Below are 21,738 nucleotides of genomic sequence, written 5' to 3'. Positions count from 1 at the left end.
GTGAAACAGCAGACGCAGGCTGTGCCCTACGCTGCGATTACTTACTCGGCGATGAAGCCGGCGAGGTCGCGGAGGATCGCGGCCTTCGGCTTGGCGCCCACGATGGTCTTGGCGACCTCGCCGCCCTGGTACACGTTCAGCGTCGGGATGGACATGACGCCGTACTTGGCAGCGGTGGCCGGGTTCTCGTCGATGTTGAGCTTCACAACCTCGATCTCACCGTGCTCGGCCGCGATGGCCTCCAGCGACGGGGCGATCTGGCGGCACGGACCGCACCAGGCGGCCCAGAAGTCCACCAGCACGGGCTTGTCGCTCTTGAGGACGACCTCCTCGAAGGAGTCGTCGGTCACGTTCTTCAGGGCGCCGGCCACGGCGGCCTCCTTAACTTCGCGGGGTGTGTGCGTGGGGATCTGAGTAAGGCGTGTGTCAGACGGCAGCCGCGGTCGCGGCCTTCTCGTCGTCGGCGAGCGCTGCAAGGAAGCGCTCCGCATCCAGGGCGGCGGAGCAGCCGGTGCCGGCCGCGGTGATCGCCTGGCGGTAGGTGTGGTCGACGACGTCGCCCGCACCGAAGACCCCGGAGACGTTGGTGCGCGTCGACGGAGCGGCTACCTTCAGGTAGCCCTCGTCGTCGAGGTCGAGCTGCCCCTTGAAGAGCTCGGTGCGCGGGTCGTGTCCGACGGCGATGAACAGGCCGGTCACCGGAAGCTCGGACGTCTCGCCGGTCTTGGTGTTGCGCAGGGTCACGCCGGAGAGCTTCTGCTCACCGTTGACCCCGGCGACCTCGCTGTCCCAGGCGAACTTGATCTTCGGGTCGGCGAAGGCGCGTTCCTGCATGGTCTTGGAGGCACGCAGCGTGTCGCGGCGGTGGATGATGGTGACCGACTTGGCGAAGCGCGAGAGGAAGGTTGCCTCCTCCATCGCGGTGTCCCCGCCACCGACCACGGCGATGTCCTGGTCCTTGAAGAAGAAGCCGTCGCAGGTCGCGCACCAGGAGACGCCGCGTCCGGAGAGGGCGTCCTCGTTGGGAAGGCCGAGCTTGCGGTGCTGCGAGCCCGTGGTCACGATGACCGCCTTGGCGCGGTGGACCGCGCCGGCGGTGTCGGTGACCGTCTTGATGTCCCCGGTGAGGTCGACGGAGACGACGTCGTCCGGGATCAGCTCGGCACCGAAGCGCTCGGCCTGGGCGCGCATGTTGTCCATGAGCTCGGGGCCCATGATCCCGTCCTGGAAGCCCGGGAAGTTCTCCACGTCGGTGGTGTTCATGAGCGCGCCACCGGCGGTGACGGCTCCTTCGAAGACCAGCGGCTTCAGCGAGGCGCGCGCGGTGTAAAGGGCGGCCGTGTAACCGGCCGGGCCGGAGCCGATGATGATCACATTACGCACGTCGCTCACGGGTTTCTTCCTCGTCTCTGCAGACTGCCTACTGTCCACGCCTACTGGGGTCGGTTCAACGACTCTCACCCCACCCAACGGATCCTACGGGGGATGCATTCCCAACGTGCCCGGGTGGCTGGCGTCGTGGTGCTCAGGGGCGTGCGTAGGCGTGAGTCAGCAGAAGCTTCCCCTTGACGGGCGGCTCGGCGCCGACGCAGGCCGCATCGACGACATAGGCCTGGACGCTGCCCGGCTCCGAGGGATGAGGCAGGAGAACGAGGAAGGCATCGGTGCCCTCGTAGGTGCCCCTCTCGATGGCCAGGGCGGCACTGTTCCGCCCGATGCCCTCTTCCACACAGGCGGGGACAGTCACGGCGGGAGCGCGGAGTGGGGACTCGGGCTTCATGGCGTCCGAGGGGGAGGACTGGGGTGAGGACTTGGATGCAGCGGACGGAGAGTGTTCCTTGGCACCGGGATCCTCCGAGCCGCCCACATCGGACTGCGGCTTCAGCAGCACGTCCACCCGGCCCTGGAGTGTGGCCTCGGAGAAGATCAGCGAGTGCTTTCCCGGGACCGCCGTGTCCTGCTGCATTGCACTGGCATCGCCTTGGCTCTCCGGCACCGGAGCGTTCTGCAGCAGGAAGACGCTCATGCCGACCAGGGCAGCTGCTCCGAGGGCGGTGGCGAGGACGGTGGTGCGGCGCCGCTTCCCCCCGGGACGACGGCCCGGACCCGTGCCCGCGCGCGCGTGCCCGGATGGACGGTCCGGCCGACCGGGCAGTTTCGCTGCTATGGGTTCTGTTTCACGTGAAACATCGCCCGCCGCAGCCGTATCTGAGCGGTGGGACAACGCCTCGGCGGCGAGAGCGGCATCGATGCGGGCGGCGATGTCGTCAGGCATGGGCTCTGGAGCGGGGAAGTCGCCGAGCAGACTGCGGATCTCTTCCAACGAGGCGAGAACTTCACCGCAGAGGTCGCAAGAAGCCGTGTGACTGCGGACCTCGGCGGCGCGTGATTCGGAGAGCAGGCCCTCGGTCAGGTCGGAGATCTCCGAGACGTCGGGGTGTTGGGTCGTGTCGGCTGCTGATGTCATCGGTGTCCACCTCCGCCCTTCATCGCACTGGGGTCACTCGCGCCCGCGTCTCGTGGTCCGGCTGCCGGTGGGACGGATGCTCTGGGCGTCCGGTTCCCTTCTGTGTCGGGCGCTTCTTTGTCGTCTCCCTCACTGCGGAGATGGGCCAGCAGAGGGGCCAAGCGCGCTCGGCCCCTCGCGCAGCGGCTCTTCACGGTGCCTACGGGCACATCGAGGATGTGCGCGGTCTCCGCCACTGGGTACCCCTGCATATCCACCAGGACGAGCGCCGCGCGCTGCTCGGCGGGGAGCGTGGCCAGAGCGGTGATGAGTTCGCGGTGGAGGTCATGGCGTTCTGCCGGGGCCTCCGCCGACTCGTGGGGCTCCAGGAGCTGGTCGAGCCGTTCCGGGTCGTCGACGGGCGAGGTCTTCCGCGACGCGGCCTTGCGGACGCGGTCGAGGCAGGCGTTCACCGTGATGCGGTGCAGCCAGGTGGTGACGGCGGACTGGCCGCGGAAGGTATGGGCGGCACGGAAGGCGGAGATCAGCGCGTCCTGCACGGCATCGGCCGCTTCCTCACGGTCGCCCAGCGTCCGCAGGGCCACGGCCCACAGACGGTCGCGATGACGTCGTGCCAGCTCACCGAAGGCATCGGGATCGCCGGCGACATGACCGGCGAGGAGATCCGCGTCGCTCGGGGCGTCGGCATCGACGCCGTAGGGCTCGCGGCCTCTCCCCTCAGCTGTCGCCATCCGTGCATTCAAACCGATCCCGGGCGGAAAGTAAATGGTGAGGTGGGTTGGATTATAGGAATCACAAAAAGCGCGTTTCGTTTGCCCTTCGAGAGTGTCCTATCCGCCCTATATTGAGGGAAATCAGGAAGGGGACCATGTGATGAAGAAGCGTGTGAAGCGGTACCTGGGAAAGGTGCTGCCTACCGTTCTCGCCGCACCCGTGCTTGTGGGCCTGCTCCCGGGGAGCGCGCAGGCGGCCACTTATTCGATGGACGGAAAGAACCCCATTTCCGCTGGGTGTTCGGGCGACGCCACCACCGTGAAGCGGGCGGCCATCGGGACCTCCAGCTGGACGTTGGGAGCCGTCGAGCTGCGCTACAGCGTGAAGTGCCACACCGCTTGGGCGCGGATCACGCTCTCCGAGGACGTGTGGGGAAAGGCTCAGGTCGTGCGGAACTCGGACGGTAAATCTTATAACTGCACGAAGCTTTCCTACAGTGCGGCTCTCGGCAGTTATACGTGCTACACGGCGATGGTCTATGACAAGGATCCGCTCTCCTCGTTCGCGGAGGGCTGGTCCCAGTACGACAACGTCAGCCTGCACTCGAAAACGCCTTCGTACTGACCGCCGAAACAGCGCGCGGTGAAGGAAAGGGGCCTGGGCCGGATCTACAGATCCGGCCCAGGCCCCTTTCCTCGGCCTTGAAACGTCAGCTGGTGACCTTGATGTCCGAGATCTTCCCCCGGAAGTTCCCCTCGCTGCTCGGCGGCAGTTTGGTGAGCCAGATGAGCAGGTACCGCGCCTGCACGGGCTTGGCGGGCTTGAGCGAGACCTGCGTTCCGGAACCCTGCGCGACCGTGTCGAAGCCGTTGGGCATGGTCGGCACCGTCGAGCCACTGGTGGTCCGCAGTTCGACCGACGTGGTGCCATCGAGGAAGGACACGTCCACCGTGCCGACCCGCTGCACCTTGCCGAGATCGAGCACGAGCCCCACCCCGTCCTTCAGCTTGCCGAAGTCGGCGGAGAAGTAGCCGTCCGTGTACCAGTACGAGCTGGGGTCCTTGTCGAAGACGTTGCCTATGCCCTGCGGCTTCTCCTTGCCGTCGCCGAGCGGGTCGAAGTCCGTGGCACCGATGATCGGGACGGGCTTGCTCTTCTCGACGGGCGGGGGGGCGCTGTTCTTCGGGTTGGTCTGGGTGGTGCCGGGGTCGCCGTTCGAGTTGTTGTCCTTGTCGATGAGCGTCTCGGCGAGCTGCCAACTGCCCAGCCCCAGAGCAGCGATCAGCAGCGCGGAGACGGCCCACTTCAGGGCCCTTCCGGTGCGGCTCTGCAGCGGGGCGGGGGGCACGGGCACCACGGGCTGGGTCACGACGGCCCCCGGCGCGGCCGGCCTGCCGTACGTGCCCTGCTGGTAGGTGGTCCGCTGGTACTCGGGCGGTGCGGTGAAGACCGGCTCGGGCGGGCGGATCCGGGGCATCGCCGCGACGGCCTTGGCGAGCTCGTCGGGGTTGGTGCACGGCTGCTCCTGGCGGGAGGCCGTGGCACCGTCGTTGGCGAGGGCCCGCATGGCGATCTCGGAGAGACCCCGGTGGACTCCTGCCCGCACCTGGTCGGGCGGGAGCAGCCCCATGCCCTTGGGCAGGCCGGTGAGCCCGTACGCGTCGCTCTCGTACGGCCAGCGCTGCGTCAGCGCGGCGTACAGCAGGGCGCCGATGGCCTCCGTGTCGGCGCGCTGGGGGCCATCGGACGTGATGCCCCGCAAGGCGGCGTTCACCGCGAGGCCGCGGATGCGGTACTGGCCCGACGAGCTGCGCAGCACGGCCCCCGGCGTGAGCCGGAGATGTGCCAGGCCCTCCCGGTGCGCGGCCGCCATGGCCTGGGAGATCTGGCTGACGAGCTGGTACGCGTCATGGGCGTCCATCGGGCCCGCGCCCAGCAACGCCGTGAGCTCGGTGGCATCGGGCAGCCACTCGTGGACGACATAGACGAGGTCATCCTCCTCGACGGCGTCGAGGACCTGTACGAAGCGTGGGTCGCCCAGCAACGCGGAGGACCTGGCGGCGGCCAGGACGGATCGGGCCCGCGGGTGGTCCGCGGGAAGAAGGTGGACACCCACCGCGCGACGCAGCTTCTCGTCGACGGCACGCCAGCTGCTGAACCCGTCCAGACGGGTGACGCACTCCTCCAGCCGGTACCGGTCGGCCAGCTTGTGTCCACTGTGCAGATCAGGGGTGGCCGGGGAGGCCTCGGAAGCGGCTTTCCTGCCGTCCTCCTCCGGGGAGTCCGTGTCCGCCGCGTCCTGCGCTTCTGCCGTACCGTCGGTCGTGGCCTCGTCCGCCTTGGCGGTCAGCGGCTCGTCCCCGCTGTTGTCGGCCACGTCGACGGCAGCCGTGCTACGTTCCGCCACCGTCGTTCCTGCCTCCCCATCCGTTGCGCGATGCCCAGCCAGCTCTGCACAGTCACGCCAATTGTGCCCACACTCCGGCGCTATGCACGACACGCGGAGGCCGACGATGGTTGTGCGGACCGGCCGCCTCAGCGGCCGAGCCGCCCCCTGACCATGCCGACCATGCCGTTGATCTCCTCGATCCGCATTCTCTTGGCCGCGACGAAGAACACTCCCAGGAGCAGGGCCCCGCCGCAGATCAGCGCGACGAGCGAGCCGAAGGCGCCTTCGCCGAGCACGTTCAGGAGGCCGAAGCCGACGGCCCCGCCCACCACGGTGGCGGGAAGAGCCGCGAGGCACAGCCTGGCATAGGTGCGGACGACGTGGGCGCCGTCCAGATCGCCGCCCAGACGGTTGCGCAGTCGGCGCCAGGCGATCCCGACACCGACGGCGTAGGCCAGACCGTACGAGGCGGCCATGCCGACCACGGCCCACTGAGCGGGGAGCACCACGTAGCAGAGGGCCGAGGCGGCCGCGTTGACCAGGGCGACGATGACGGTGTTGTAGAAGGGCGTGCGGGTGTCCTCGTACGCGTAGAACCCGCGCAGCACCACGTACTGCACGGAGTACGGGATCAGACCGAGCCCGAAGGCCATCAGGATGAAGCCCATGGAGCGGGCGGCCGCAGGGCCGCTGGACGAGTACAGCAGGGTGCACATCGGCACGCCCAGGGCGAGGAACGCGAAGGCGACCGGCACGATGGCCACGGCGGAGTTGCGCAGTCCCTGGGAGATGTCGTCGCGGACGGCGCCCGGGTCGTTGTCGTGCGCGGCCCGGGAGATCCGGGGCAGCAACGCGGCCATGACCGAGACGGTGATGATCGCCTGCGGCATGCCCCAGATCAGCTGGGCGTTGGAGTAGGCGAGGAAGCCCGCCCCGTCCTGCCCGGACGCCTTGCCGGCCGAGGTAGCGAGCTGGGTGACGACCAGGACACCGGCCTGGTTGGCGAAGACGAACAGGACCGTCCACTTGGCCAGCTTCACCGTCTTGCCGAGACCATGGCCCTTCCAGTCGAACCGCGGGCGGAACCGGAAGCCTGCCTCGCGCAGGTACGGGATCATCGCCAGCGCCTGGACCACCAGGCCGAGCAGGGTGCCGATGCCCAGCAGGCGCACGCCCTCCGGCGGGATCGTGTCCACGCCCATGTGGGACTCGTGGGACGTGCCGTAGACCCAGATGAACATCCCGAACGTGAAGATCATGACGATGTTGTTCAGGACCGGGGTCCACATCATCGCGCCGAACTTCCCGCGGGCGTTGAGGATCTGCCCCATCACGACGTGCACACCCATGAAGAAGATGGTGGGCAGGCAGTAGCGGGCGAACGTCACGGCGACGTTGTTGGCTGCCGGGTCGTCCGCGATCGTCGAGGACATCAGCCGGATGAGCCACGGAGCCGCGAAGACCACCACGGCGACGATGAGGCCGAGAGCGACCATCACCAGGGTCAGCAGCCGGTTGGCATAGGCCTCGCCGCCGTCCTCGTCGTCCTTCATGGAGCGGACGAGCTGGGGGACGAAGACGGAGTTCAGACCGCCGCCCACGGTGAGGATGTAGATCATCGTGGGCAGCGTGTAGGCGATGGTGAAGCTGTCGCCGAGCAGGGCCGCGCCGAGCGCCGCGGTGATCACGAGGCTGCGGACGAAGCCGGTGAGACGCGAGACGAGCGTGCCGGCCGCCATGACGGCACTGGACTTCAGCAGGCCGGAGGCACGGCCGCCGGACTTGGGCGGCGCGGGAGCCGGGGCGGGCTCGGGCTGAGCGGGCGCCGGGGAGGCGCCGGGGCCCGCCGGGCCCTCCTGGTCCCGGAAGAGGTGGGCGAAGGCGTCGGGCTCGTCGCGGTCCTCGGAGGCCCGGGTGACGAGGTCGTCCACGCCCACGAACTGGGTGGTCGCGGCGTTGTCACCGTACGGGAGGTGACGGGAGGGCCCGGCGGGCTCGGGTGGCGGAGTCTGCGCCCAGATACGGGGGTCGGGGGCGTACTGGGCGGCCGGAGGCTGCTGGTAGAGCGGCTGAGGCTGCTGATAGGTGCCGGGAGGTGGCGGCGGGTGCGCCGCGCGGTCGTACAGCGCCTCGTCCACCGGGTCCTGGGCGGAGAGGTCCTGGGCCCGGTAGGGGTCGTAATCGTACGTGGACTGCAGATACGGATCCGGCGCCGGCTCCTGCTCCGGCCCAGGGGGCACCGGAGGGCCGCCGGAGTACCCGGCCCCGCCCGCACCCTGACCACGGTCACCGTCGTACGGCGCGTTCATCGAAACCCCACCTCATCGTCCCCGGCCGACCGGCCACGACAGACATCGCTCAACGGTCCACTTTCTCACCCGTGCCCGATGGCTCCGCGCTTTCGGGACCGGTGTCCGGCGTCGGGTCACTCGGCTGCTCGGGTTCACTGCCGTCGTCGCCCGACGTGCCGCCCGCGTTGGCACGCTTCCGATGTGCATACATCCTGATGCCGGCCAGGACCAGCAGCAGCAGCCCGCCGGCGATCACCAGAAGCACCGTCGGGGTGATCTCGGAGACCTTCACGGTGAAGGCCATTTCCTCACCGTACGGAGTTCCGTCCTCCGTGTAGAGCTGTGCGGTCATCTGGACCTGGCCGTTGATGTTGGCCGCCGCGTCGAATTTCACCGACTGGCTGTGCCCGGCGCCGATCTGGATGGGCTGCTCCGCCATGCTGCCGCCGTCGTTCAGCTTGAGCCGGGTCGCGTTGTCCGACTTCAGCCGCAGCACCAGGTGATCGACGTCCTGCAGCAACCTGTTCTGCACGGTCACGGGGATCGTGGCGCTGCGTCCTGACAGGGTGATGTCCGACTTCGGGACGAGCTGGACCTCGCCGACCAGGCCCTGGAGGTAGGTGCGCACCGAGTCCCGGTACTGCTGGGCCTGCAGCGGCTTGCCCCGCCACGAGGTGGACATGGACCGGTTGACGGCGTTGCCGAAGGGGGTCACCACCCGCTCGGGGTGGGTGAGGATCACCTGGAAGTTGTCGAGCGAGGACTGGATGGACTTGATGTCCTGGAAGGCCTGGGTGGGCAGTTCCTGGCGGCGCAGCTGCTTCGGGTACCGGGAGGCCGGAGGGATCTCGGTGGTCGCCTTCGCGTCCGGCTTGGTCGCGGAGGCCTGCGTCAGCCCCTGGGACTGCGTCCAGCGGTCGCCGTTCAGGGCGTGGAGGGCGCGCGCCATCGACTGCGCCTGGGCGATCGTCGGCATGCGCTGCGGTGCGACCACCACAGACCGGTCCTTGTCCGTGTCCTGCTCGGCCAGGGCCAGGGTCAGGGCGAGGAACTTCTGGACGGCGAGCGTGGAGTTCCCCGCCTTCCCCATATCGCCCTGGAAGGCCGTGGAGAGCCTGGCGTCGGCGACCACCGCTGTGGTGCCGCCGCCGATCGGGCGGGCGGCTGAGGGCGTGTAGGACAGGTTTCCGGTCTCTTCCAGACTGTCACTGCGGGCAATCACGCGGTGGGCGCCGGCCGAGGTGGCGACATCCACGATCGACGGGTCCACCGCACCGTCCACCGGCCATGCGAAGTCGGTCGACGGCTTCAGATGGAGGATGGTCTCCACCGTCATGCCGGCGACCTCGCTGGCGGTCTGCAGATGGCTGAGCGTGCCCGAGACGTTCTTGCCGCGATGGGCGATCGAGGCCAGGTCCGGGTCGCCGAACGGCAGGGCCACGACCTTGCCCTCGGACACGGCCCCTTCCAGCGAGGTGAGCCACTTCTTGGCCAGCTCCTGGTTCGTCCCGGGGACCGTGGTGTCGCCGGATCTGACCTGGTAGGGCTTGGTCATCGCGTCGACGCTGGCCAGCAGGTCCGGATCGATGACCCAGGTCACGGGCAGTTGCTTGCCCAGCGACACCATCTGTTCGAGACGGCCCCCCGGTGCGATCTCGGCGGCGAGGTCGTCGTCGGCGAACACGGGGGTCTGCTGTTCGTCGGAGCCGGTCTCCGCCGTGAGGTGCGCCGACGCGATCAGCGGCCAGAGGTAGCTGATGCCGACCCTGGAGTCGCGTTCCCCGTCCTGCCAGGGCAGGAAGGTCCGCTTGATGCCGAGCACCTGGTCGTACACGGTGTGCGAGGTGCGGCCGGACAGCGAGACACCCAGCTGGTAGACCCCGTCGTCACCGAGCCCCAGCTTGTTGACCGGAACCGACAGCGTGAAGTCCTGGCTGATGCCCGAACGCAGCTTGTCGATCTCGACCGTGTACTTGCCCCCGATCGGATAGGGATCGGTACCGGGCAGGTACCCCGTGCGGCGGGCGGCCGCGTCGATGGCGGTCCTGCTGTAGAGCCGGGGGCCGACCCGCAGGTCGACCTGGGCCTCGGTGACCGTCTCCTTGCCCTTGTTGGTCAAGGTGCCGGAGATCGTCAGCGTGTCCCCCTTCTCAGGGGCGCTGGGGGTGACCTCGTCCAGTGACACCGAGACCGTGCTCGAACCCGTCGGAGCCTTCGTCGTGTCGGCTCGTGCCTGCGGGGCGGACGCTCCGGCCAGCAGGGCGGCGACGAGCGGAGCCCCGGCCAGCACGGCGGCTGTGCGCCGCAGCCACCGGCGGGCAGGAGAGGGATTCATCCCCTGGATGTCTGCCGCCTCGGCCACGCCTACCCGTCCCTCGTCGTCGTCAGCTGTCGATCGTTGTCCGCTGCTGCGTCCCCGCATGGTAACGAGGTGCGTCGGAGCTAAGTGCCGGGGAGTGTGCTGCATGATCGGGAGAGTCTTGCAGGGTCGAGTAAATGCGTGACGCCCGGACCGGCACGGGCACGTACCCTTTTCTGTTGTGCCGAACGCCAACGAAGACAACTCCAGCGCCCTGACCCAGGTGCAGCACCGCGCAGTCAGCGAACTGCTGCGTGTATCCCCGGTCGCCGATGATCTCGCCCGCCGATTCCAGGATGCCGGATTCAGTCTCGCACTGGTCGGTGGCTCGGTCCGCGACGCACTGCTCGGCAGGCTGGGGAACGACCTGGACTTCACGACCGACGCCCGCCCCGAGGACGTGCTGAAGATCGTCAGGCCGTGGGCCGACTCCGTGTGGGAGGTCGGGATCGCTTTCGGCACGGTGGGCGCGCAGAAGAACGGCTACCAGATCGAAGTCACCACGTATCGGTCGGAGGCGTACGACAGGACCTCCCGCAAGCCGGAAGTGTCCTATGGCGACTCCATCGAGGACGACCTCGTGCGACGCGACTTCACGGTCAACGCCATGGCCGTCGCGCTGCCCGAGAAGGAGTTCATCGACCCTCATGGAGGCCTGGAGGACCTGTCCGAACGGGTCCTGCGCACCCCTGGGACGCCCGAGGAGTCCTTCTCCGACGACCCGCTACGCATGCTGCGCGCGGCACGGTTCGCCGCACAGCTCGACTTCCAGGTGGCCCCCGAGGTCGTCACCGCCATGACGGAGATGGCCGGACGGATCGAGATCGTCTCCGCCGAGCGCGTGCGTGAGGAGCTGAACAAGCTCCTGCTCTCCTCGCACCCTCGTGAGGGCCTGTCGCTTCTCGTCGAAACAGGGCTCGCTCAGCAGGTGCTGCCCGAGTTGCCGGCGCTCCGGCTGGAGAGTGACGAGCACCACCGGCACAAGGACGTGTACGAGCACTCCCTGACCGTGCTGGAGCAGGCGATCGACCTGGAGGAGGACGGACCGGACCTTGTTCTGCGTCTTGCTGCTCTCCTGCATGACATCGGCAAGCCGAGGACGCGGCGCTTCGAGAAGGATGGGCGGGTCTCCTTCCACCACCATGAGGTGGTGGGCGCCAAGATGACCAAGAAGCGCATGACGGCGCTCAAGTACTCCAACGAGATGGTCAAGGACGTCTCGAAGCTGGTGGAGCTCCATCTGCGCTTTCACGGCTACGGCGACGGAGAGTGGACCGACTCCGCGGTACGCCGTTACGTGCGGGACGCAGGCCCGCTCCTGGAGCGCCTCCACAAGCTGACCCGGTCGGACTGCACCACGCGCAACAAGCGCAAGGCCGCTGCCCTCTCCCGCACCTACGACGGGCTGGAAGAGCGTATTGCTCAGCTGAAGGGCCAGGAAGAGCTGGACGCGATCCGGCCGGACCTGGACGGCAACGAGATCATGCAGATCCTGGACGTGGGTCCGGGCCCGGTCATCGGCAAGGCCTACGCGTTCCTGCTGGAACTGCGCCTTGAGAACGGTCCGCTGGCGCATGACGAGGCGGTCGCGGAACTGAAGAAGTGGTGGGAGGCCCAGGGCTGAGGCTCACGGCTCCCGATCCACGTCGACGGCGCTCATGTTTCACGTGAAACATGAGCGCCGTCGCATACGCCGAGGGCGTTGTTTCACGTGAAACAACGCCCTCGGTTGGTGTTCCGGGTGATGCGGAGGCTCAGCCGGCCGGCTTGAGCGGAGTCAGGCAGAGCACGACGCTGCTGCGACTCTTACGGCGTCCCGAGCTCTCGGTGTAGGCGGAGTACTTCTCCGCGTCACAGAGATCCGTGTCGGTCGTGTTGTCGTGCACCTCAGCGACCTTGTACTCGGCGGCGGACGAGGAGCAGTCGACGGACTTCATGTCCGGGTCGAAGTTGGTGCCCTTGTTCTCCAGGCAGTCCCCGACCGCAGCCGCCTTGGCGTCGGACTCGAACAGCTCGCCCAGGCCGAACTTCAGCCCGATGAGCACGGCGATGCCCACCACGATGATGATGATGTTGCGCGTAGCGAGGAAGGCCTTCTTGCCACCCGACGGCTGCGAAGGGCCCTGAGGGCCCTGGGGGCCTCCCCACCCCTGCGGCTGCTGCCCCTGGTGCGGCGGGTAGGGCTGCTGGGGCCCGCCCCACCCCTGCTGCTGCGGCTGTTGCGGCGGGTAGCCGTATCCGCCCTGCTGCGGCGGATAGGGCTGAGCCGGCTGCTGGCCGTAAGGCCCGTTGCCCTGCTGCGGCGGGTAAGTCATGTGTATGCCCCCGTGATTCACGTGTCTTGCTTGACGCGGGCACGCTATAGGACATCACTGTCCCGACTCCAATGCGTCAGGTACAGGCCCACGCCTGCGTAGAGCATTGCCACACCGATGACGAGTGCCACTGAACGCCCGTCAGGGGGCAGCACCAGCGCCGCGACCGCTGCCGCGGCAACGAAGGCCACGTTGAACAGCACGTCGTAGAACGAGAAGGCCCTGCCGCGGTAGGCATCGTCCACGGCGGTCTGCACCACGGTGTCCGTGGCGATCTTCGTGCCTTGCGTGATGAGCCCGAGGACAAAGGCGGCCACAAGCATCGGCGCGGGCGCGAACCACAGCCCCAGGGCGGGTTCGAGGACCGCGGCGGACCCGGCGCACACCGCCATCCAGCGGAACCGCCCGAGCCTCCGGGCGGCCCAGGGGGTCAGCACAGCCGCCGCGAAGAAGCCGGCACCGGAGACCACCACCGCCAGGCCGAGCAGGGCCAGGCCGTCGTCCTCGCTGTCCGTCCAGGCGTACCGGCACAGCATCAGGACCATGACGGTCAGTGCCCCGTAACAGAAGCGGATCACCGTCATGGCGGTCAGTGCCCGTGAGGCGCTCCGGTGTTCCGCCACATGCCGCAGTCCGTCGAGGAGCCCGCCGGCCGCTGCGGCGAGCGCCGACCGCAGGGGCGCCCGGCCGGTGCCGCGGTCGGGTCCGAGGAGCCCTGTTGCCAGTCGCAGCGTCGCCAGTGCCGAAGCGAAATAGAGCGCCGCCCCCAGCAGCACCACCACGGCGTCGGAGTCCGCCACCAGCAGCCGCACCGCGAAGGCGAGCCCGCCGCCTGCCGTGGCGGCGAGGGTGCCCGCGGTCGGTGAGAGCGAGTTGGCGAGCACTAGCCGCTCCCGGTCGACCAGGCGCGGGAGTACGGCGGAGAGCCCGGCGAGTACGAAGCGGTTGACGGCGGTGACACAGAGCGCCGAGGCGTAGAAGAGCCAGAGGGGAGCCGCCCCGATGATCAGGAGCGCGGTGCAGCAGGCGAGGGCGGAGCGCAGCAGGTTGCCGTAGAGGAAGACCTGGCGCCGGGGCCAGCGGTCCAGCAGCACGCCCGCGAACGGGCCGATGAGGGAGTAGGGGAGCAGGAGCACGGCCATGGCGGAGGCGATGGCGCCCGCGGACGCCTGCTTCTCCGGCGTGAAGACCACGTGCGCGGCCAGAGCCACCTGATAGACGCCGTCGGCCGCCTGGGACAGGATCCGCACGGCCAGCAGGCGGCGGAAGTTCCGCAGGCGCAGGAGTACGCGCAGGTCACGCACGACGGGCATGGGAGCAAGAGTCACACACGTCGAGGGCCCCCGGGCGGATTGCCCGGGGGCCCTCAATGGCGCGGCAGCCGAGAAGCGTTGTCGCGGCTCATCTGCCGGACCGACTCACGTGAGTCAGTTGGAGACCTCGCCGCGGATGAACTTCTCGACGTTCTCGCGGGCCTCGTCGTCGAAGTACTGGACCGGCGGGGACTTCATGAAGTACGAGGACGCCGAGAGGATCGGGCCACCGATGCCGCGGTCCTTGGCGATCTTCGCCGCACGGACGGCGTCGATGATGACACCGGCCGAGTTCGGGGAGTCCCAGACCTCGAGCTTGTACTCCAGGTTCAGCGGGACGTCACCGAAGGCGCGGCCCTCAAGGCGCACGTACGCCCATTTGCGGTCGTCCAGCCAGGCCACGTAGTCCGACGGGCCGATGTGGACGTTGTCCGCGCCGAGCTCGCGGTCACGGATCTGCGAGGTGACGGCCTGCGTCTTGGAGATCTTCTTGGACTCCAGGCGCTCACGCTCGAGCATGTTCTTGAAGTCCATGTTGCCGCCGACGTTCAGCTGCATCGTGCGGTCCAGGATGACGCCCCGGTCCTCGAAGAGCTTCGCCATCACGCGGTGCGTGATGGTGGCGCCGACCTGCGACTTGATGTCGTCGCCGACGATCGGGACACCGGCCTCGGTGAACTTGTCCGCCCACTCCTTGGTGCCGGCGATGAAGACCGGGAGGGCGTTGACGAACGCGACCTTGGCGTCGATGGCGCACTGGGCGTAGAACTTCGCGGCGACCTCGGAACCCACCGGGAGGTAGCAGACCAGGACGTCGACCTTGCGGTCCTTGAGGATCTGGACGACGTCGACCGGGGTCTCGGCCGACTCCTCGATGGTCTGGCGGTAGTACTTGCCCAGGCCGTCGTGGGTGTGGCCGCGCTGGACGGTGACACCGGCGTTCGGCACGTCGCAGAGCTTGATGGTGTTGTTCTCGCTCGCGCCGATGGCGTCCGAGAGGTCCAGGCCGACCTTCTTCGCGTCGACGTCGAACGCGGCGACGAACTCGACGTCCCGCACGTGGTAGTCGCCGAACTGGACGTGCATCAGACCGGGCACCTTGCCGGCCGGATCGGCGTCCTTGTAGTACTCGACGCCCTGGACCAGCGAGGCGGCGCAGTTGCCCACGCCGACGATGGCTACGCGAACCGAACCCATTCCGGTTGCTCCCTGTGTGTAATGGATGTTTCTGATGAGCTCGCCGCGGAACTGCGGTGAACTCACTTGGCGGTGTCGCCGGACGGATCCGGCGGGTTGTCTCCCCGCCGGGGCAGGCCGTCAGGCTCTCCTGCGGTCTTCTGCTGAGCTGAGCCCTCGGGCGAGGATCGTCGCTGATCCCGTCCCGACCGCTCGCTCTCGATGAGCTCGTTCAGCCAGCGCACTTCGCGCTCCACGGACTCCATGCCGTGTCGCTGAAGCTCAAGTGTGTAGTCGTCGAGGCGCTCACGGGTGCGGGCCAGAGAGGCGCTCATCTTCTCCAAGCGCTCCTCCAGCCGGCTGCGACGACCTTCCAGCACCCGCATCCGCACGTCGTGCTCCGTCTGTCCGAAGAAGGCGAATCGAGCAGCGAAGTGCTCGTCCTCCCACGAATCGGGGCCGGTGTGCGAGAGCAGTTCCTCGAAGTGCTCCTTACCTTCAGCCGTCAATCGGTAGACGATCTTGGCGCGTCGTCCCGCGAGGGACGAGGCAGGAGCGACTGGCCGGCCGGAGCCGGTTGCCGCCTCTGCCGGAGCAGTCCCCGGTTCCTCGATCAACCAGCCGCTGGCGACCAGCGTCTTGAGGCAGGGGTAGAGGGTCCCGTAGCTGAAGGCACGGAAGATGCCCAACGAAGTGTTGAGGCGTTTGCGCAGCTCATAGCCGTGCATCGGGGATTCGCGGAGCAGTCCGAGGACGGCGAACTCGAGGATGCCGGAACGTCTGCTCAACCTCGCCCCTCTTTCTCCGAGTGCTGTCGCGATCCCTTGTGTACCGAGTCGATGTACCGAGCTGATGTATCGACTCGATACATCAGCACGATAGATCGGACCGACCGCGCCGACAAGGGGAGCCTCAGTGAGCGGCGTCACATCGCTAATTCGTAGGAACCGACTTGCGTTATTTGGGGTGAAGTTCGGTCCCAGAGGGGTTTTGACCGTGCGTAGTCTGTGCGGCATGCAGACCACCGGGAACCGCGAGGCGCGCGCGTGCGTGAGTGCTCGCGGATCAGCCGGATGCACTGCGGGCGAGCCTGTCGCCGGGCTGGTCCGTCATTCGGGGGACCGGATCTCACCTGCCGCTTCCAGGCGCTCTCGCCTGCCCGAGGAGTAGTCGTTCGATGAGCGAGCACCGTCGTAAGACGTCGCAACCGCAAGGTGGCGGACGTGCCGCGGCCCGACGAGCCGCCCAGCAGTCCTCAGGACGCCGTGCAGCACCGTCACGCGGAGTAACTTCAGCCTCACCTTCCGAGTCGCACGGCGAGGAGGCCCCCTACGCCGGCCGTGCCGCGGCCAGACGGGCGGCCCAGCGCGGTGGCGGGGGCCACGGAGGTTCCGGTGGCGGCGGTGGCCGGCGCCGTGGGGGCGGGGACGGCGGGCCGGAGGGCCGTGGCGCCCGGCGCCCGGTCAAGAAGCGCTTCATCGACTATCCGCGGGCCGGCCGACAGGGCCTGCGCCGCTGGATTCCGTCGTGGAAGCTGGTCTCCAGCCTGTGCATCGGCTTTCTCGGCCTGTTGATGGGGCTCGCCGGTCTGGCGTACGCGATGGTCGCCCAGCCGGACATCAAGGACGCCGCGAAGGCGGAGAACAACGTCTACTACTGGGCGGACGGCACCCAGATGGTGGCCACCGGCGGTGAGGTCAACCGCCAGGTCATCGACTACGCGCAGATCCCCGAGGCGATGCGCAACGCCGTCATCTCCGCGGAGAACAAGTCCTTCGACCACGATCACGGCATCGACCCCATGGGTATCGCCCGCGCCGTCTTCAACATGGCCAAGGGCGGCCAGACCCAGGGCGGGTCGACGATCACCCAGCAGTACGTCAAGAACTCGCGGCTGTCGCAGGAACAGACCCTCACCCGCAAGTTCGAGGAACTCTTCATCACCCTCAAGGTCGGCAGGGAGACGAAGAAGAAGGACGTCATGGCGGGGTACCTCAACGTCTCGTACTACGGGCGGGGCGCTTCCGGCATCCAGGCCGCGGCCCGTACGTACTACGGCAAGGACGCCAAGGACCTGGACCCGAGCGAGTGCGCCTTCCTGGCCAGTCTCCTCAAGGGCGCCAGCTACTACGACCCCGCGGGCGCACCGGAGATCGACTCGGTGCAGGCGACCGCCGACAAGAATCTCGAACGGGCGACGAAGCGCTGGAAGTGGATCCTCGACGAGGAGGTGAAGGACGGCCGGATGTCGGAGAAGGAACGAGCCAAGTACACCGAGTTCCCGATGCCCGACAAGCCGCAGAAGAACGCCCAGCTGGGCGGTCAGCTGGGCTACCTCGTCAACACCGCCAAAGCCGAGTTCCTCAACAACACCGACGTCACCAGCGAGCAGCTGGCGCAGGGTGGCTACGAGATCCACACCACCTTCGACAAGACGAAGGTCAATCAGCTCAGCAGGGCCGTCAAGCGCGTCTACGACGAGAACATCGACCCCAAGAAGCGTCCGGAAGACACCCACGTGCAGTTCGGCGGTTCGTCGGTCGACCCCAAGACCGGTGCGATCCAGGCGATCTACGGCGGTGTGGACGCGACCAAGCACTACACCAGCAACGCCGGCCCCACCGGCGCCGCGGTCGGCTCGACCTTCAAGCCCTTCGTGCTTGCCGCCGCCATGGAATACGGGAAGCGGGATCCGTCCGGGGGTGCGGAGCAGGGCGATTCGCAGCGTACGAAGGTCTCACCGCTCAGCGTCTACAACGGCGCCAACAAACTGAAGATCAGAAAGTACAACGGCGAGGTCTGGACCGATCAGGACGGCAAGGAATGGCTCCAGACCAACGACGACCATGAGTCGTTTGGCAACATCACCTTGCGTGAGGCAATGCGGTGGTCCGCCAACTCCCCGTACGTGCAACTGGGCATGGACGTCGGCACGGACAAGGTGAAGAAGGCGGCCATCGCAGCCGGTCTGAAGGACGACCAGTACATGGCGGATGCCAGCGTTCCGTCTTTCTCGATCGGCACGTCCTCGCCGAGCGCGACGCGTATGGCCGGCGCCTACGCCACCTTCGCGGCCCGGGGCCAGCAGCGCGATCCCTTCTCCGTCACCGAGGTGAGGAAGCGCGGCGAGGTGTACTACCGGCACAAGGCCGTCACGAAGAGCGCCTTTGACAACGCCATCGCCGACAACGTCACGGACGTGCTCAAGAACGTCGTCGAGAAGGGGACCGGTACGTCCGCCCAGCTTCCGGGCCGCGAGGTTGCGGGCAAGACGGGTACGACCGACGACAACCTGTCGGCGTGGTTCGTCGGCTACACGCCGCAGCTGTCGACCGCGATCAGCATGTACCGGCTGGACGACGACGAGAAGAACAAGAACCGCAAGTTCGAGAAGATGTACGGCACCGGTGGCAAGGACAAGATCCACGGCGCCTCGTTCCCCGCGCAGGTCTGGCACGACTACATGGTCGAAGCGATGAAGAACGAGAAGGCGGAGCCCTTCCCCAAGGCGGAGCCGATCGGCGACAAGGTCTATGGCGGTGGCGCCTCCAAGAAGCCCACGCCGACCCCGACGCCCACCCCGACGGAGACCGAGTCGACGACGCCGACGCCGACGCCGACGCCCACGCCCACGCCTGACGTCCCGACCCCCGACCCGAGCGACACCTGCGGTACGTGGGGATGGAACTGCCAGGACAACGGCGGTACCAACACGGGCACGAGCCAGGGCAATGACGGAGGCACGGACACGGGCACCAGCCAGGGCAACGACGGAGGCACGGACACCGGGACCTCCACCGGTACGACCGGTGGCGACAACGGTACGGACGGGGGCACAGCCACCGGCGGCAACAACACCGGTACCACCGCCGGTAACAACAGCACAGGGAACACCAACTGGTTCGGTGGCACCGGATAGCGACCGGCACGCACTGCGCCTCACGCCCGGCGGACAGCCCGGCGCGAGGCGATCCGAACGAGAGAAGAGGGCCGCGGCACCCCGGTGCGGCGGCCCTCGTCGTTCCCACAGCGCCGTACGGCAGGATGTGCGGCATGCCAAGCGCAGAGGACACAAGCGTGCACCAGGAACGGCCTGTCGTACGGCCCACGCACCGGGACGAGGTCGCGGCGGCCGGCAGCGAGCTGATCGGCGGGAGGTCGGGGCGCTGGTCGCGGCTCGGCACCGCCGCACTCACCCCGGTGGGAGCCATCGCCCTGGTGGCCATCGGGATGTTCGCGCTGGGCATGGTGCAGAAGCTGCCCTGCTACAACTGGGCGTGGTTCAGGGGCGCCGGATCCCAGTACACGCACGCGTGCTACTCGGACATCCCGCATCTGTACTCGGGGCGCGGCTTCGCCGACGGCCTGGTGCCCTACTTCGACCGGCTGCCGGGCGACATGCAGTTCCTGGAGTACCCCGTACTCACAGGGGTGTTCATGCAGGTCGCGGCCTGGCTGACGCCGGGTGGCGGCTCCCTCCAGGACCAGGAGCAGGCCTACTGGCTGGTCAACGCCGGCATGCTGATGATCTGTACCGCGGTGATCGCCGTCTGCGTCGCCCGTACCCACCGGCTGCGGCCCTGGGACGGCCTGCTGATGGCGCTCGCGCCCGCCTTCGCGCTCACCGCCACGATCAACTGGGACCTGCTGGCCATCGCTCTGACCGCCGCGGCGATGCTCATGTGGTCCAGGAGCCGCCCGCTGGCGTTCGGCATCCTCATCGGACTGGCCACGGCTGCCAAGCTCTACCCCGCCTTCCTGCTGGGGCCGGCTTTCGTCCTGTGCTGGCGGGCCGGGAAGTGGCGCCACTTCGGGGCGGCGGCACTGGGCGCGGCCGGTTCCTGGCTGGTGGTCAATCTGCCGGTCATGATCTTCGCGCCCGAGGGATGGAAGAAGTTCTACACATTCAGCGAGGAACGCGGCATCGACTTCGGGTCGTTCTGGCTGATCATCACTCAGCGCACCGGTGAGTCCATCGACGTCGGTACGGTCAACACCGTCTCGACCCTGACCACGGTCGCGCTGTGCGCGGCGATCGGCGTCCTGACCCTGACGGCACCGCGCAGGCCGCGGTTCGCCCAGCTCGCGTTCCTCGTCGTCGCGGTGTTCATCCTGGTCAACAAGGTCTACTCGCCGCAGTACGTCCTGTGGCTGATCCCCCTCGCCGCGCTGGCCAGGCCCCGCTGGCGGGACTTCCTGATCTGGCAGACCTGTGAGGTCCTGTACTTCCTGGGGATCTGGATGTACCTGGCGTACACGACGAGCGGCGACAAGCACCAGGGGCTGCCGACGGAGGGCTATCAGCTGGCGATCGTGCTGCACCTGCTGGGCACGCTGTACCTGTGTGCCGTCGTCGTACGGGACATCCTGATGCCGGAACGCGACCCGGTGCGGCGCGACGGCTCGGACGACCCGTCGGGCGGGGTGCTCGACGGTGCCGAGGACGTCTTCGTGCTGTCCCACCTCATCGAGACCGCTCCCGTACGGCGTGAGGCGCTGCAGGAGGCGACCGGGCCGCGGGTGGAGTGGGGCAGGGCCGGCACGCCCGCCGCCGACTGAGCGGGGCGGGCGCGCGGGCTCAGCGTTCGACGATGCGGTCGTACTGGGTGGTCGTGTGACGCAGGTGGGCCACCAACTCGTCGCCCACCCGCGGCTCCTCGGCGTCCGAGGGCACGAACAGGATCGACACCTGCATGTGCGGCGGCTCGGCGAACCAGCGCTGCTTGCCCGCCCAGACGAACGGGGAGAGGTTGCGGTTCACGGTGGCCAGGCCCGCACGGGCGACACCCTTGGCACGCGGCATCACGCCGTGCAGCGCCTTCGGGGCCTCCAGGCCCACGCCGTGCGAGGTGCCGCCGGCCACGACGACCAGCCAGCCGTCGGACGCGGCCTTCTGCTGCCGGTAGCCGAACCGGTCGCCCTTCGCGACGCGCGTGACGTCGAGCACGGCGCCCCGGTACTCCGTCGCCTCGTGGTCCCCGAGCCAGAGCCGGGTACCGATGCGGGCGCGGAACCGGGTCTGCGGGAACTGCTGCTGCAGCCGGGCCAGCTCGTCGGCGCGCAGGTGGCTGACGAACATCGTGTGCAGCGGCAGCCGGGCCGCCCGCAGGCGGTCCATCCACGCGATGACCTCCTCGACCGCGTCCGAGCCGTCCGTACGGTCCAGCGGCAGGTGGAGGGCGAAGCCTTCGAGGCGCACGTCCTCGATGGCGGCGTGCAGCAGCCCGAGCTCCTCCTCCTTGACGCCGTGGCGCTTCATCGAGCTCATGCACTCGATGACGACCCGGGCGCCCACCAGGGCGTGCACCCCGTCCACGGACGAGACGGACCGTACGACGCGGTCGGGCAGCGGAACCGGCTCCTCGCCCCGCCGGAACGGCGTCAGCACCAGCAGGTCACCGCTGAACCAGTCCTTGATGCGGGCCGCCTCGTAGGTGGTGCCGACCGCGAGGATGTCGGAGCCGAAGCGGATCGCCTCGTCGGCCAGCCGCTCGTGGCCGAAGCCGTATCCGTTGCCCTTGCAGACCGGCACGATGCCGGGGAACTGGTCGAGAACGGATTTCTGGTGCGCCCGCCAGCGCGCGGTGTCGACGTACAGGGAGAGCGCCATGGCCGGTCCGGAACCCTTCTGGTGGCTGCGGTGAAACGGAGGGAGAAGCGTGTTCAGGCCCCATTGAAACCAATGAAGCCGGTTTCGTCAGCTGTGGGGCACCG

At 68.2% G+C, this 21,738-nt stretch carries 16 protein-coding genes; 4 read left to right on the top strand and 12 right to left on the bottom strand.

The genetic code is table 11. From position 1 onward, the window contains the following. Positions 1 to 41: 41 nt before the first annotated feature. From trxA to sigM, 4 genes are all read right to left on the bottom strand, one after another. Entirely contained in the window at positions 42 to 371 is a 330-nt protein-coding gene (trxA, locus tag EAO73_RS33665; RefSeq protein WP_147975245.1) for a thioredoxin, read from the bottom strand. A gap of 55 nt (positions 372 to 426) precedes the next feature. Next, positions 427 to 1,392 carry a thioredoxin-disulfide reductase gene (gene trxB / locus EAO73_RS33660; RefSeq protein WP_147975244.1) on the bottom strand — a complete coding sequence of 322 codons (966 nt, stop codon included), beginning with the start codon at positions 1,390 to 1,392 and terminating at the stop codon, positions 427 to 429. A gap of 133 nt (positions 1,393 to 1,525) precedes the next feature. Further along, positions 1,526 to 2,467: an anti-sigma factor family protein gene (locus EAO73_RS33655; protein ID WP_147975243.1), complete on the bottom strand. Its 942-nt coding sequence runs from the start codon at positions 2,465 to 2,467 to the stop codon at positions 1,526 to 1,528. Next, complete coding sequence (sigM, locus tag EAO73_RS33650) at positions 2,464 to 3,198, bottom strand: RNA polymerase sigma factor SigM (protein WP_147975242.1); 735 nt, start codon at positions 3,196 to 3,198, stop codon at positions 2,464 to 2,466. Before sigM ends, EAO73_RS33655 begins: the two co-directional genes overlap by 4 nt. A gap of 142 nt (positions 3,199 to 3,340) precedes the next feature. On the opposite strand from sigM, the gene EAO73_RS33645 reads away from it, so the two are divergent. Next, positions 3,341 to 3,805 (top strand): DUF2690 domain-containing protein, encoded by a 465-nt coding sequence (locus tag EAO73_RS33645; protein ID WP_147975241.1) that lies wholly within the window; start codon positions 3,341 to 3,343, stop codon positions 3,803 to 3,805. An 85-nt stretch (positions 3,806 to 3,890) separates the two neighbouring features. Here the strand turns inward: EAO73_RS33645 and EAO73_RS33640 are convergent, their stop codons facing one another. The 3 genes from EAO73_RS33640 to EAO73_RS33630 all read right to left on the bottom strand — a co-directional run bounded on the left by EAO73_RS33640 (position 3,891) and on the right by EAO73_RS33630 (position 10,223). After that, positions 3,891 to 5,588, bottom strand: coding sequence for a protein kinase family protein (locus EAO73_RS33640; protein ID WP_147975240.1), 1,698 nt, complete (start codon positions 5,586 to 5,588; stop codon positions 3,891 to 3,893). A gap of 128 nt (positions 5,589 to 5,716) precedes the next feature. Continuing rightward, positions 5,717 to 7,879: a murein biosynthesis integral membrane protein MurJ gene (gene murJ, locus EAO73_RS33635; protein WP_147975239.1), complete on the bottom strand. Its 2,163-nt coding sequence runs from the start codon at positions 7,877 to 7,879 to the stop codon at positions 5,717 to 5,719. Positions 7,880 to 7,928: 49 nt separating this feature from the next. Further along, the gene (locus tag EAO73_RS33630; protein ID WP_191134314.1) at positions 7,929 to 10,223 is read right to left on the bottom strand and encodes a DUF6049 family protein; all 2,295 of its coding nucleotides are present in this window, start codon (positions 10,221 to 10,223) and stop codon (positions 7,929 to 7,931) included. A 178-nt stretch (positions 10,224 to 10,401) separates the two neighbouring features. Here EAO73_RS33630 and EAO73_RS33625 point away from each other — a divergent pair, with 178 nt between their 5' ends. Further along, entirely contained in the window at positions 10,402 to 11,844 is a 1,443-nt protein-coding gene (locus EAO73_RS33625) for a CCA tRNA nucleotidyltransferase (protein ID WP_147975238.1), read from the top strand. Positions 11,845 to 11,974: 130 nt separating this feature from the next. On the opposite strand, the gene EAO73_RS36215 is transcribed toward EAO73_RS33625, so the two are convergent. The 4 genes from EAO73_RS36215 to EAO73_RS33605 all read right to left on the bottom strand — a co-directional run bounded on the left by EAO73_RS36215 (position 11,975) and on the right by EAO73_RS33605 (position 15,812). After that, a complete protein-coding gene (locus tag EAO73_RS36215) occupies positions 11,975 to 12,535 on the bottom strand; it encodes a hypothetical protein (RefSeq protein ID WP_191134313.1) in 561 nt (186 codons plus the stop codon). A gap of 44 nt (positions 12,536 to 12,579) precedes the next feature. Then, on the bottom strand, positions 12,580 to 13,848 hold the full coding sequence (locus tag EAO73_RS33615) for an MFS transporter (protein WP_147975237.1): 1,269 nt from the start codon (positions 13,846 to 13,848) through the stop codon (positions 12,580 to 12,582). 114 nt (positions 13,849 to 13,962) lie between these two features. After that, positions 13,963 to 15,045: an inositol-3-phosphate synthase gene (locus EAO73_RS33610; protein ID WP_147975236.1), complete on the bottom strand. Its 1,083-nt coding sequence runs from the start codon at positions 15,043 to 15,045 to the stop codon at positions 13,963 to 13,965. A gap of 62 nt (positions 15,046 to 15,107) precedes the next feature. Continuing rightward, a complete protein-coding gene (locus EAO73_RS33605; protein ID WP_147975235.1) occupies positions 15,108 to 15,812 on the bottom strand; it encodes a PadR family transcriptional regulator in 705 nt (234 codons plus the stop codon). Between the two features lie 389 nt (positions 15,813 to 16,201). Between EAO73_RS33605 and EAO73_RS33600 the strand changes: the two genes are divergently transcribed. Together EAO73_RS33600 and EAO73_RS33595 are read left to right on the top strand one after the other, a co-directional pair. Then, entirely contained in the window at positions 16,202 to 18,943 is a 2,742-nt protein-coding gene (locus EAO73_RS33600; RefSeq protein ID WP_191134312.1) for a transglycosylase domain-containing protein, read from the top strand. A 134-nt stretch (positions 18,944 to 19,077) separates the two neighbouring features. Continuing rightward, complete coding sequence (locus EAO73_RS33595; RefSeq protein ID WP_147975233.1) at positions 19,078 to 20,583, top strand: glycosyltransferase family 87 protein; 1,506 nt, start codon at positions 19,078 to 19,080, stop codon at positions 20,581 to 20,583. A 19-nt stretch (positions 20,584 to 20,602) separates the two neighbouring features. Here the strand turns inward: EAO73_RS33595 and EAO73_RS33590 are convergent, their stop codons facing one another. Next, complete coding sequence (locus EAO73_RS33590) at positions 20,603 to 21,634, bottom strand: alanine racemase (protein WP_147975232.1); 1,032 nt, start codon at positions 21,632 to 21,634, stop codon at positions 20,603 to 20,605. Positions 21,635 to 21,738: the final 104 nt, after the last annotated feature.

Origin of the sequence: Streptomyces sp. col6 (genome assembly GCF_008042035.1) — a bacterium.
Classification (GTDB): Bacteria; Actinomycetota; Actinomycetes; order Streptomycetales; family Streptomycetaceae; genus Streptomyces.
The sequence above is the reverse complement of the archived record's forward strand: the minus strand, read 5'-3'. Positions and strand labels throughout refer to the sequence as shown.

Excerpts from the sequence above, each read along its gene's own strand:
- EAO73_RS33655 (WP_147975243.1), bottom strand. The coding sequence starts at position 2,467 with ATGACATCAGCAGCCGACACGACCCAACACCCCGACGTCTCGGAGATC.
- sigM (WP_147975242.1), bottom strand. The coding sequence starts at position 3,198 with ATGGCGACAGCTGAGGGGAGAGGCCGCGAGCCCTACGGCGTCGATGCC.
- EAO73_RS33645 (WP_147975241.1), top strand. The coding sequence starts at position 3,341 with ATGAAGAAGCGTGTGAAGCGGTACCTGGGAAAGGTGCTGCCTACCGTT.
- murJ (WP_147975239.1), bottom strand. The coding sequence starts at position 7,879 with ATGAACGCGCCGTACGACGGTGACCGTGGTCAGGGTGCGGGCGGGGCC.
- EAO73_RS36215 (WP_191134313.1), bottom strand. The coding sequence starts at position 12,535 with ATGACTTACCCGCCGCAGCAGGGCAACGGGCCTTACGGCCAGCAGCCG.
- EAO73_RS33615 (WP_147975237.1), bottom strand. The coding sequence starts at position 13,848 with ATGCCCGTCGTGCGTGACCTGCGCGTACTCCTGCGCCTGCGGAACTTC.
- EAO73_RS33610 (WP_147975236.1), bottom strand. The coding sequence starts at position 15,045 with ATGGGTTCGGTTCGCGTAGCCATCGTCGGCGTGGGCAACTGCGCCGCC.
- EAO73_RS33600 (WP_191134312.1), top strand. The coding sequence starts at position 16,202 with ATGAGCGAGCACCGTCGTAAGACGTCGCAACCGCAAGGTGGCGGACGT.
- EAO73_RS33595 (WP_147975233.1), top strand. The coding sequence starts at position 19,078 with ATGCCAAGCGCAGAGGACACAAGCGTGCACCAGGAACGGCCTGTCGTA.
- EAO73_RS33590 (WP_147975232.1), bottom strand. The coding sequence starts at position 21,634 with ATGGCGCTCTCCCTGTACGTCGACACCGCGCGCTGGCGGGCGCACCAG.